10 protein-coding genes are annotated in these 12241 nt (G+C 62.7%); 2 read left to right on the top strand and 8 right to left on the bottom strand.

Annotated features, from left to right (window positions below):
- Positions 1-94 precede the first annotated feature (94 nt).
- Positions 95-1321 (bottom strand): restriction endonuclease subunit S, encoded by a 1227-nt coding sequence (locus KDB67_RS19230; protein ID WP_291019358.1) that lies wholly within the window; start codon positions 1319-1321, stop codon positions 95-97.
- Positions 1321-3060, bottom strand: a complete 1740-nt coding sequence (locus KDB67_RS19225; protein WP_291019356.1) for a class I SAM-dependent DNA methyltransferase — start codon at positions 3058-3060, stop codon at positions 1321-1323. The genes KDB67_RS19230 and KDB67_RS19225 overlap by 1 nt, the downstream gene beginning before the upstream one ends.
- Before the next feature lie 168 nt (positions 3061-3228).
- Here KDB67_RS19225 and KDB67_RS19220 point away from each other — a divergent pair, with 168 nt between their 5' ends.
- Positions 3229-4671, top strand: coding sequence for a hypothetical protein (locus KDB67_RS19220; protein WP_291019354.1), 1443 nt, complete (start codon positions 3229-3231; stop codon positions 4669-4671).
- A 67-nt stretch (positions 4672-4738) separates the two neighbouring features.
- Positions 4739-5560, top strand: coding sequence for a hypothetical protein (locus KDB67_RS19215; protein WP_291019350.1), 822 nt, complete (start codon positions 4739-4741; stop codon positions 5558-5560).
- A gap of 204 nt (positions 5561-5764) precedes the next feature.
- On the opposite strand, the gene KDB67_RS19210 is transcribed toward KDB67_RS19215, so the two are convergent.
- The 6 genes from KDB67_RS19210 to KDB67_RS19185 form a co-directional block, all read right to left on the bottom strand.
- On the bottom strand, positions 5765-6379 hold the full coding sequence (locus KDB67_RS19210; RefSeq protein WP_291019347.1) for a hypothetical protein: 615 nt from the start codon (positions 6377-6379) through the stop codon (positions 5765-5767).
- Positions 6380-6513: 134 nt separating this feature from the next.
- Positions 6514-7836, bottom strand: a complete 1323-nt coding sequence (locus KDB67_RS19205) for an AAA family ATPase (RefSeq protein ID WP_291019344.1) — start codon at positions 7834-7836, stop codon at positions 6514-6516.
- Positions 7837-8006: 170 nt separating this feature from the next.
- The gene (locus KDB67_RS19200) at positions 8007-9026 is read right to left on the bottom strand and encodes a GNAT family N-acetyltransferase (protein ID WP_291019341.1); all 1020 of its coding nucleotides are present in this window, start codon (positions 9024-9026) and stop codon (positions 8007-8009) included.
- 98 nt (positions 9027-9124) lie between these two features.
- Positions 9125-10003 (bottom strand): nucleotidyl transferase AbiEii/AbiGii toxin family protein, encoded by an 879-nt coding sequence (locus tag KDB67_RS19195; RefSeq protein ID WP_291019338.1) that lies wholly within the window; start codon positions 10001-10003, stop codon positions 9125-9127.
- On the bottom strand, positions 10000-10809 hold the full coding sequence (locus tag KDB67_RS19190) for a hypothetical protein (RefSeq protein WP_291019335.1): 810 nt from the start codon (positions 10807-10809) through the stop codon (positions 10000-10002). Before KDB67_RS19190 ends, KDB67_RS19195 begins: the two co-directional genes overlap by 4 nt.
- A gap of 95 nt (positions 10810-10904) precedes the next feature.
- The gene (locus KDB67_RS19185; RefSeq protein ID WP_291019332.1) at positions 10905-12212 is read right to left on the bottom strand and encodes an AAA family ATPase; all 1308 of its coding nucleotides are present in this window, start codon (positions 12210-12212) and stop codon (positions 10905-10907) included.
- Between the last annotated feature and the right edge of the window lie 29 nt (positions 12213-12241).

Here is a 12241-nt window from a genome sequence, read left to right as displayed (position 1 = left end):
TCGGTGAGCTGCTTCGTTGCATTCTCATCCGCCAGGATCGCCCCGAAACAACGGAAGTCGCCGTGATCGGACTCATCGACGAATGCCAACAGCATCAGGACGCCTCCCGGACGTCGATCTGGCCGGTTACCGCGGCGGTGATGAGTGCCGATCGACGTTCGCGGGCAAGCTCGATGAACTTCTCCGACTCGGCGATCAGAGCGTCGATCTTCGATGTGCGGTCATCGAGATATATGACGGTATTGGCCTGCTCATCGAGTGGTGGCAGAGCTACTGCGAAATCTGCGAGCACTGGGCGACGAAGCGACTCCATTGTGACTGTATTGCTGCCAGCGAGAGCGACAGGACGTAGAAAAGTCGACAAATAATAGTAGAAGTAACGGCCGAGCACGCCACGGAAATCACTGAATACATACACGCGCTGATGGGCCTCAAACTTCCCGTTGAAGTAGTGGAACACTTTTCCGGTTCCGCCCTGACCATCTCCCGGCGTCATCACAGCCTCACCGTCGAATGAGTAGTTGCCGATCCTGAGAATTTCCCGCCCGCGGACGTAGAATGGATAGTCTCCGTCCTCGGTCGCGTTGCCGGAGTCCTCACCGCCCGTGCCAATGCGGCAAAGATGTCGGGTCGGCACGAGCTTCCAGTGTGCGGGAATGTGCCCGAGTTGTGCATCGCCGGACAGACGTAGCTTTGTGCCCGCAGAGGTGCCCCGAAGGAGAGTGCGGGCGACTAAGGATGCACGACGTTCAGTCAGCAGGTCGATGAGCCGCTTTTGTTCCTCGATGAGCGTGTCGATCCGGGCCGTCTCCCGGTCCAGGAAGTCGGCGATAGCGCGCTGTTCGTCGAGGGGAGGTAACAGGACGGGCATCACGCGGTAGAGGTCGTTGTCGATCTCGGCCTGACCGATACGGACTCCCCTGGACAGTAGTGCGTATCCGTTCGCGTACACGGGACTTCGGAAGAGCCAGTTCAAGAACCGTGGGTCTTCTTTATGTCGCGGCGAGAAGCAGATGTAGTGACCAGAAACGATACCGCGTAGGGTTGATATCCCGACTGAGCCCTGCCACGCCTTCATGCGGTTGGTCACGAGCCATCCGGGGTGAACGAGTTGATAGATGTTGCGGTTCTCGGCGGTCTTGTTGAGGTTGTTCCGTGAGTCCTTGGTGACTACTCCGTAGTCCCGAAATACCGATAGCATCTGCTCGTCAGGATGGCCGACGTCCTTGATCCGATCGAACATTGACCACAGTGGCTTTGTCTTCCAGTAAGCGGGGACCGGGCCGAGCCAGTCGACACCTGAATCTACGAGGGTGTGCATCAGCTTCCCTCGACCTCCCGCAGCAGGCCCATGATCTTGGCTACCTGCTTGTCCAGGTCGGCGTCGATTTCGGTGAGGGGTCTGGGTGGGGTGTATTTGTAGAAGTGACGGGTGAAGGGGATTTCGTAGCCGATTTTGGTCTTCTTGTCGTCGACCCAGGCGTCGGGAACGTGGGGCAGGACCTCGGAGTCGAAGTACTTCTTGATGGTGGCGTCCCGGCCGAGGTCGCCGTCGGTGTTGCCGGCGTAGGTGAAGGGGATGTTCTCGGTGTCGCGCTTCTTGGCGTCGGGTTTGGGGTTGCCCTTGCGGTCTGTCGACACTTTGCCGGTGTCGGTGAGCAGTGGGCGTTCGACGGTGATGGTCCAGTAGCCGAAATCATTGGCGGTGAACACCTTCGAGAACTCGGGGTCGGCGTCGTCGAAGGCGTCGTAGAGGGCGAGGATACGGTCGCGGGCGGTCTCGTCGAGTTCGCGGTTCTTTGAGCCCAGGCTCTTGCGCATCCTCGTCCAGAACGACGTGGCGTCGATCAACTGGATCTTGCCCTGCCGCTCAGGGCGTTTGGTGTTGTCGAGCAGCCAGATGTAGGTGGCGATACCGGTGTTGAAGAACATATTGGTCGGCAACGCGACGATCGCCTCCACCAGATCCGATTCGAGCAGCCACCGCCGGATCTGCGACGGACCGGATTCGGCGGCACCATTGAACAGCGGTGAACCGTTGAGGACGATCCCGGCGCGGCCACCACCCTCATGTGTGGGCCGCATCTTGGACGCCAGGTGGCTCAGAAACAACATCTGACCGTCGCCGATCGCTGGCAGGCCGTGCGAGAAGCGTGAGTTCTGGCGAAGTGCTTCGGTTTTCACCGATTCCTGTGACACCTTCCAATCAACACCGTACGGCGGGTTCGACATACAGAAGTCGAAGGTGCGGTCGAAGAACAGATCGTCGGCGAGGGTGTCGCCGAGACGGATGTTGCCGACATCCTGACCCTTGGCGATCATGTCGGATTTGCAGATGGCGTACGACTGGTCGTTGAGTTCCTGCCCGTACAACCGCAACCGGGCATCGGGGTTACGTTCGAGCAGGCGTTCTTCGGCGACCGACAACATGCCGCCGGTACCGGCGGTCGGGTCGTAGATGGTGCGGATGGTGCCCGGTTCTAGCAGGGCGTCGTTGTCCTCGGCAAACAGCAGATCCACCATCAACCGGATCGCATCGCGTGGGGTGTAGTGCTCGCCGGCCTCCTCGTTGGAGGCCTCGGCGAACTTGTAGATCAGATACTCGAACAGATCACCCATCTCGGCGTTCGGTACCGCATCCGGATGCAGGTCGACCTCGGCGAACTGCGAGGCCACCAGGTACAGTCGCTTCTTCTCATCCAGGGTGGCCAGCTCGTTCTCGAACTTGAACCGCTCGAACACGTCGATGTTCGCCGAGAACCCGGTGATGTAGTCGATCAGGTTGGCCCGCAACCCCTCCGGATCGTCGAGCAGGAGGGAGAAGTCGAACGGGCTGGTGTTGTAGAACGCCAGCCCGGTCTTGCGTCTGACCTGCACGTCCAACGCCCCACCGGAATACTTCTGGGCCAGTTGGCGGACCTCGTCGCGGGCGGGTTCAAGGATGCAGTCCAGGCGCCGCAAGATCGTGAACGGCAAGATCACCCCGCCGTACTGGTGCGGCTTGTACACCCCGCGGAGCTGGTCGGCGATACCCCACACGAAGTTGCCCAGCTTGCTCACAGATCTCCCGCCGTCGTTGTTACCGCCGCCGTATAGGCCACCGGATCTGAGGGTATCGGGTGTGGTCTCTGTGGCTCTAGTGGCTTCAACTCGCCCTGGCACAGAGGGCCGTGGTACTGGCAGCGCGATTCTTGGTGACGGCGATACCCGATGTGTTTGTCTGGTCGGATGTGTCCAGCGGTTCGCACCCAGCGCCTGCCGACGGTAGTCGTGGCGCTTCTCATCATTGTGCTCAGTGTGTTTTCCGCCGGTCTGAGCGCAGCGGCTCCCGGCGGCCGGAGTGCCGCCCCCGGACCGCCGATCGGCGTCGGGCCGGTCGGGACCTCGCTGATACACGGCGACCTGGCGTCGACCGACTCGACTCCGCTGCGTGGGCCCGGGCGGACCGCGCGGGTCGCGGCGTCGTCGATTCCTGGCGGGGCTTGTGCGGCGACCTTCGTCGGGTCCGACGGCCTGGTTGTCTCGTTGTGCACCAAGTTCATCGGTCTCCGGCCACCTCAGTTCGCGGTCGCGACCGTCGTGCTGTTCGATCCGGTGACGGCTGCTCCGCTGGCAAGCAAGCAGCTGACGAAGGGTGGCCTGCTGGGCGGTGTGTACGGCTACCTCGACGACCGGGACCGGGTCGTCGTCGCCGATGGATCCAATTCGATTCTGCGCGTGGCCCATCGACGAACACCTCGGGGATGGCAGCTGTTCATCGATGATCGGGTCGATCTCGGCAGGCATATTCCGGCCGGCGACGCGGTGACCGGTCTCGCACCGGACTGGCAGGGTCGGGTCTGGTTCGCCACCACCAACGGCGTGATCGGAACGGTCGATGCGAAGCGGCGGGTGGCGTCGATGCGGCTGCCGCGGGGCGAGAAGCTCGGCAACGGGCTGTCGGTGCGGCCGTCGGGCGCTTCGGTGCTGTCGACCCATGCGCTCTATGAGATGCGGGCCGGCAAGAACGGCGTCCCGTACCCGGTGTGGCGGCGTGCCTATGACCGTGGGCCCGCCCGCAAACCCGGTCAGCTCACCTGGGGTTCGGGAACGACGCCCACCTATTTCGGTCCCGGCGGCGACGGCTGGGTGGCCATCGCCGACAATGCCATCCGGCCGAACCTCCTCGTCTATGAGAGCGACACCGGCATCACCGTGTGCTCGATGAAGGCATTCGGAACCTCCGGGCAGGGTACGGAGAACTCAATCCTCGCGTGGGGGAACTCGCTGGTCGTACCCAGTACCTACGGCTACCAGTACCCGCCGATGGCCGTCGACGGCCCGAGCTCGCCAGCGAATGCGGCGTTCACCGGCGGGTCGACGCGCATCGATGTGACCGCGGAGGGCTGCCGTCGGGTCTGGGAGAACGACGACCGGATCGCCACGCTCCCACGGCTGTCCCGGGCCGACGGACTGATCCACGCTTTCGGGTATGGGCCGGTGCGGCCCGGTATCCAGCAGCTCGGTCCGGTCTACTACCTCGCCACCGACTTCGAGACCGGACGGCGGGTGGCGACGCTGAAGGTGGGCGACGCCCCCTTCGATGAGCCGCTGGAGCTGACCGGCACCATCGGGCCGGGCAACTCGATGTGGCAGGCAAGCCTTGGGCGGATGATCAAGATCAGCGGGTGAGTCTTCGTTGCCGCAGGGATAGAGCAGATGGACGGCAATGTCGTACCGGCGTGCTGTAGTTCCCACTATGAACAATCAGAATCCTGAGGTTACCCGAGAAGGCATAACTGAACGTCTCGTGTGCAAAGCGGACGACCCGGCGACGGTCGAGGAGATCGTGCATGCCGGGTTCAATGCGGATAGTCACTCCGGTGGTTTGGCTTTCGTGAGTGATAGGCGTTTGTCCATTTTCGCCTACGGCGGTTCTCTTGACTATTCGGTTGATCCCGGCAACCGGGATGACCGGGTAGCCGCGATCGAAGGTTTCTGGCGCAGACAGCAGTACAAGAATCGGCCGTTGGCATTGGCGGATGTCAGCGACTATCACCGTGCCGCGATCGCCGCCCTCGAAGCCGATGCTGCTGGCATCGACGAACTTCCCGCGCAAGACCGGTACGGTGTCACTGACATTGCGCTGGGCAACTACGTCTACGTCCTCCTGCGGAGGCGTGCGGCGGAGCCGACCGCGGATTCGGCGCTACGAGCGCTCGCCGCAGACGATTCGCTCTTGAATCTCGGCGAGAATGATCGGCCACCCTACCCGTGTCATCCATGCCCGGTCTGTGGACGCCTAGCGATCGGTCGTGTCTGGCAATACCTTTCGGTGTGCGAAGACTGCTACGACAAGTCGATTTGTGAGAATGGCCGACCCGTGGCCGGGTACAACGAGAGCTGGCTCGGAACCGGCTTCAAGGCTGTGCATCTGGATGACCGGAGCACTTGTGAGCAAACGACTCGTGAGGGGAGGGTCTGGATCGACGGTATCGAATGTGCCATTGGGGAAGCAAAGTTCGGTGGAGTCTACATCGGTGTCGAAGACACTCCCGCCTCGTCACCGTATGGAGAGTGATCCGAACACAGTAGCCCCGATGTCGTGTCGCCCCGGTGGGGAGTTCAGCGCGGTAGGTAGCTGCCGGCGATGTGCTCGGGGGCCGACAGTGAGCGCGTGAGGATGAGTTCGGCGACCTGGTCGGGCTACAAGCCCATTTCGATGGTGCGGTCGAAGCGGGAGGTGCGGATTGCGTAACGTGCAGTTTGTACACGTAGGCAATCGCTATGCCCGCGACTCGATCTCCTTGGCGACGGCCAGCATCGATGACGGATACTCGGTGCCGAGCTGGTCTGCTTGTCGGCGGATTTGGGATGCGTAGTTCCGCTTCTGTTTCGGTGTTAGTCCGTGATGCCGATCCTTGGCCTTCTTGTATTCCCGATACAACCTTGCCATCGTTTTGCGGCGCTCGTCGCACAGGAAGGATGCGTTCAGCCGCAGAATATCGTTGATGACCTTCTCCGATCCGGCCGGCATTCCCGGGACGGGACGGATACGACCGTCGCGCTCCACGTCGACCAGCTGGACGAGGTGAGTGAGTTTCGGATTGTGGAACACCGCACAGATATCGGATTCGGCCTTGCTTGTGTCACAGGTTGTTTCGGTCTTCCCGTCGGGACGATGTGGAACAGTACCGGGACAGGCGAGGAGCAAGTTGGTCCATGCGGTCTTGGATGCAGAATGACTTCCGGCTGCTGACTCGGTGCAGCATGCGGATCGTGTCCATTGACGTGTGCTCTTACCTGCCCATGCGGCATCGGCGCGTGGATGGAAATGCTCGATCTTCGCGACCGGAACGTACTGGTGCTTCGCCAAAGGGATCGTGCGCTCGCAGTACACGCAGATCCCGGACTGGTCTGTGTGGAGGGCGTCGCGAATGGGGCCGGTGATCGCCGCACCCCAACTGTCGTGCCGGATACTGTTCCGGTTCGCGTCAGTGAGTGCGGTGGGTTCGCCGCCGGTCGCGATCCGCCTCATTCGTCGTCCAGATCATAGAAGGCCATCGTCGCGTCGGCATCGGCGAGTAGCGACACCATTGACGCGCCACCAAGCCTCTCATCGAGGATCTGCCGCATACGCCGGGCATCGTCGGAGAGTCCGCCGCCCTGGGCGACGAGGTCGGCGTAGCGGTACAGAGTTTGGGAGATCTCGATGTTGTCGGGCATCGGTGGTGTTCCCATGACCTTCTGGAGGACAACGTCGCTTTGCAGGCCTTCCGAATAGTTCACGCCGGTCACTCCCTCAGCGCCGAGTACTCGAATGTGCTTGGCCGGGACGGTCGACAGAACCTGGGGGCTGTGCGTTGTCGTGATGAACTGAACATGCGGAAAGGCCCTGCGCATTGAGGGCACAATTTGCTGTTGCCATGTCGGGTGCAGATGTAGATCGATCTCGTCGATCAACACGATCCCCGGAACGCTCTTGAGCAGGTCGTCGCCACCGAGGGCGGGGTTGGCGCGTGCCATACGACTTGCGACATCGATGGTCAGTCCTGTCGCAATCTTCAACCCGCTGGAGAGGAATCTCAGCGGAAGCTCACCGTGATCATCGTGAATCATCGTGAGCTCTTCGACGTTCTGGCGCCAGTATGGACCCCGCCATCCTAGGTGGCCAAATACCCGATCACAGGCTGCACGAATCGCCGCCAGCTGCCGAGCCTCGGGTGTATCGGTGGCACCTCGCTCGGTCGCGGCGAAGTCGTCCAGGGTCAAACCCTGTATGTACGACGATAGGCGCGTGAGATCCGATTTACTGTCGAGGGCAGCCGAATATGCATCCCGCCGAGATCGTCCGAGAGTGCCTTGGGCACGACGGACGCCAACGAGGCGGTCGACTCCATACGATGCGACAACGGGTAGCACAGTCGTTGGTGGCTCCGCGTTCGCGGCGTCCCATATATTGCCTACATGGGCGTCGATGAGGTGCTTGTCACCCCACCCGGTGCGTCCTTTGAGGCTCGTTTTCTGCCGCCACCAGTGGTAGTCCTCGCCGGCGAGAACCGCATGGATTTGCCCACCGATCGGCATGATCGCTTCCATTGACGGAACCGACTGCCCACTCGTGCCCTGAGGGCGCAAGCGGATATCTGATATGTCGAATCCGCGCCGACTGTCGCCAAGCGCGGAGAGGGCTGTTGACAGCATGACAGCGAGCCCGTCGAGGACTGCGGTCTTGCCCGCGCCGTTCTCGCCGATGAGAACGGTCAATTCGGAGTCGAAATCAATCGACAGTTCATCGAAGCACCTGAAGTTCGTCAACTCGAGTCGTCTGACGAACCAGCGCGGCGGTGTGGACATACTGACCACCGTAGAGTACGCCAGGTGCGAATACCGCGACCATGATCGGCGATCCATATCGCGCTCCTGGTCAACTCAGCATGCGCGCAAGCCTGTCCTATCACCGAGTTTCTTGCCACTCACGGAATCCATTGAGTACGAACGAAACCCGTGAGCAGGTAGAGGGGTGATCATCGCCGGGCCGCGGCCCTGAGTCTGGTGTCGGTGGAGAGGATCGCGTAGACGAGGGTGGATGTCCATTCGTCGTTGAACCACCACTCGTCGCGCAGCAAAGCCTCACGTGTCATCCCGACTCGCCGGGCGAGGTGCTCGGAGGCCTCGTTGCGGGCGTCCATCTGGGCTGTCACCCGGTGGATTCCGTAGTGGCCGAACGCGAGGTCGAGGACCGCGTTGACGGCTTCGGTCGCAAAGCCGCGCCGTCCGTATGCGGGATCGATGGTCCAGCTGATCTCGGCGACACGTGGCTGTCTGCTCCCTGACCAGAGCTGTATCTGGCCGATGTTGGTGCCGGCGTGTTCGATGACGACCGTCAGGCCGGTGCATCCGTCACCGATCCCGGTCTTCACCATCTGCTCGCTCACGTTGCGGGCGGCGTCGGTCTCCGACCAGGGTTCACCGAACGAGTACCGGATGACGTCGGGATGATTGGTAAGCCGCAGGCAATCGGCGGTGTCTTCGTGCTCGAAGAGACGCAGGCGAAGACGTTGGGTGTCCTTGGGCAACAGGGTGATCGGTGCGACCTCACGCACATACTGCGTCGCCGCGCCGCCGTCGTCGGGCTCCGAGAGCACGAAACCGGTGTCGTGGAGGATGGACCGAGCCGTCTCGTTTTCAGCGTCGGCCTGAGCCGTCAGGCGGCGCACTTCGCTACGTCGTGCGAGTTCGACGGTGAGCGCGAGTGCTGCCTGAGCGAATCCACGACCGCGATGCTCGGTATCGATCCAAAGATGTACCTGCGCAGCATCGTTCATCGTCTCGCACAGCGTGACGCTGCCGACACGAGCATCGGTTGGTGGCAGCGCGATCGCCAGCATCAAAGGATGCCCGCATTCGTGGCCGGCGGGTCTACCGTCTATCCCGATGGCCGCGTCATCGCCCGGCCGTGAGGCTTCGACGTCGATGGGTTCGGCGACAAGCAATTGAACCATGTCACCCTGAACCGGGAGAAGCTCGCCGCGGAGGATACTCACCCGATCACTGTAGGTCTCGCGAAGTGTGGTCGGGGCCAGATGATGCGGGAGTCGGTGAGTTCTGGTGGCTACCGTTCAGCACGGCGTTGGTGCTGTCTCTACCCGATCTGGGCGAGGGCGGTGTCGATTTCATAGCGGTCGCGTTCGTTGCACTGCACCCAGCGGCGTTCGACGGCATCAAGGTCGGCCAGGTAGGCGTAACGGGTCCGGACGGTGGCGATCCACTCGTCGATGCGGACGGGTTTGGTGAGGTATCCGATGTCCTCGGGGTGGAAGTCGGCCGATGTGCGGTCGGCGAGGACGTCGTCGGGATCGATCGGTTTGGTGCCGCGGCCGTCGACGACGATGTCACGGTAGACCTTGAGCACCCAGAGTCGTCGGACGAGCGGCTGGTTCATGGCACCGGCGGTGGCGTACCACTGGAGGTCGTACAGATCACGAGCGAGGGAGACCCTGCGGTAGCGGGCGAGCTTCTCGGCGACGGACTCTTCGACACGGATCACGGGCGTAGCCGGCACGGTGAAGTCGTATCTGTCATGAATGGGGAGGTGGACAGGTTCCAGGATTTCCGGGGTCAGGCTGAGCGGATGTCGTGCGAGTTCGATCTTCGCACCGAGGCGTGGACTGCCGAACGGTGTGTCGATCCGCAGGTCGCCGCGTCGACCGTCGTCGCCCAGATTCTCGATCGCGAAGGTGAAGTCGTTCAGGTTCACTTCATCGAGGGCATCCAGCGCGGCAAGTGGGAGATCATCGCCGGGTGCGGCGAAGTCGAGGTCGGTGGAGAACCGTCCGGCGTTGCCAGCCCGGAACTTGCGCAGTGCCGTGCCGCCCTTGAACACGAGACCGTCATCGAAGAGTCCGGCTTGGTGGAGCAGGCACAGCGCGTGGTCTTGGGCGATGTCCAACAGTGCGGCATCGCGTCCGCCTTTGGCGCCCTGGTAGTGGCGGACCAGGTGGCCTTCGGTGATGCGGTTCATGCCCCTCCGCCGACACTCAGATAGGGGTGAAGGAGGGTGTCGCTGACCTTGGTCACGGGGTCGTAGTGGCCGCCTTGCCGGCGTGGCCCGAGCCACGCGGTGTCCGTCGGCGGATAGATGTCGATGATCTGTTGGGCACCTGCACGGTTTCCGGATGCATTCAGCAGGTAGGAGGTGCGCTGCCTGGCCGCGGAACTCGCCGGCGCCAGAAGTTCGACGATTTTGGGGAGGTCAACCTGGTAGGGGGCCACCGACAACCATTGCCCCAAACCGGCGATGTCCTTGTAACCGGATGGCCGGATTCCGATGCCGACAATGAGGCACTCCCGATCCCAGGATGGCAACCCATCGATCTGCGTGAGGCACTCGGGCGGCATGACGATGCGAACACAACGCCACTGGCCACTCATCGCCTTCGGGAAGACCACATCGTCGCCGAGCGCGACGACTTCCCGCTCGGGGATCCGTTGCGCGAGACCGAGCAGTGCGGCTGAGGACTCCATCGCCAAAGTGCCCGGCCAATCGGGGCGTAGGGCCTGCTGGGCGCGGAACTCCAGGAATCGGTCACCCGACGAGTACGCACCCGCCCGGGCTGCGGGAAGGAACTCCCAGGCGTTTCGTGAGCGTAGGGTTCCGAGCCATCCGCCACGCTGCAGGTCGTACGCGAGTTTACGTGGATCGCCTTCCATGCCGACGTCGTGCATCACCGCAGCAAGCCGGTCGACGGTCACTATGACGTCGCCGTCCAACTCGAACTGCTCGACGACGTCGGCGTTGGGTCGGGTGATCACTCGCGCCACTGTCATCAATCTCCTTTCTTAGAGACAGAATAACGAACTAGATGTATAGATGACAGTGACTAAAGGCTATGTGCTTGCCGGCAGCCTGAGCATTGACGACATCACAGGTAGGCGCCGGTGGGGAGTTCGGCGCGGTAGCTGCCGGCGGAGATGACGCCGATGAGGTCGGCGGTGCCGATCCGGACACCGTCGTCGACGGTGAGGATGGCACGGCGGACGGCTTCGCAGATGTCGGCGCCGCTGCGTTCGGGCGGGAACGCCCGGACCACCTGGTGGACGTCGACACTGTGGTCGAGGGCCGACAGTGAGCGCGTGAGGATGCGTTCGGCGGCCTGGTCGGACGGCAGGCCCATTTCGATGATGCTGTCGAAGCGGGAGGCGCGGATCGCGGCGGCGTCCATGGCCTTGGGGTCGTTGGTGGTCGCCACGCTCAGGACGTCATTGTGGCGGCGGGCGCCGTCGAGTGCGCTGAGGAACGCACCCAGGCCGTCGTCGGTGTGGCCGCCGCGCCGGCCCGTGTAGAGATCGACGTCGTCGAGCACCACCACCGACGGGGACAGTTCGGCCGCATGCGCGTAAAGCGAGGAGAGGCATCGGGACCCGACGTCGGGATCGACGAGCATCACGGTGAATCCCTGAGCGACGAGTTCGTGGGCGATGACGCGCGCCACCGCAGTTTTGCCGACGCCGGGCGGTCCGGCGAGCATCAGGCCGCGGCTGGTGCTGAACCCGGCGGCCAGCAGGATGTCGCGGCGGTCGGTGACCGAGCGGATCGACAGGTCGATCTCGTGCCACACACGCGAATCGACGATCACGTCGCCACGGCCGGCCGGCTGCGGGTCGACGATGTCGAACACCACCGATCCCGACGAACTGATCGCCGAAAGCATCTTGCCGCGCAAGGGGTTCCGCAGACGGATCCGATCACGGATCAGTGCGGCTGTCTCCGTTGCCAATTCGCGGGAGCCGGGGCCGGCGAGAATGGTGAGACCGTCGTCGGATCCCAGGTAGCCCCTGTCCTCCGCCGAGATCTGCACGGCGACAGGATCATTGCCCACCAGCAGGCCGTCGGGAAAGAATGCGGTCAGGCAACTGGGCACGGAGATGTCGTCGGATCCGAGTCGGTGACTGGTCCACGACGGCGCCGAATCGTAGCTGCCGGGTCCGACGATCACCTCGTGCTCGGCCATCAGATCGGCCATCACCAGACCACCGGCAACGAACGTCGCCGAAGACAGTTCGATCCGCTGACCGACCAAAGAGCTACGGCGAGCACCCAAATGGGTGAGGAGGAAGCTGTCCGTCGACTCCTCGTCGGCGGCGCTGACCGCACCGCCGAGAAGCCGGGCGATCAACTCGATGGACCGGCGAACGGGGAACTGCTCTCCGCTGATATCGATGTCGGTCATAGGCTTGTGAAGGTTCTCCGATCAAAGTT

It is taken from the genome of Gordonia sp. (in: high G+C Gram-positive bacteria), from assembly GCF_020438995.1.
Classification (GTDB): domain Bacteria; phylum Actinomycetota; class Actinomycetes; order Mycobacteriales; family Mycobacteriaceae; genus Gordonia.
The sequence above is the reverse complement of the archived record's forward strand: the minus strand, read 5'-3'. Positions and strand labels throughout refer to the sequence as shown.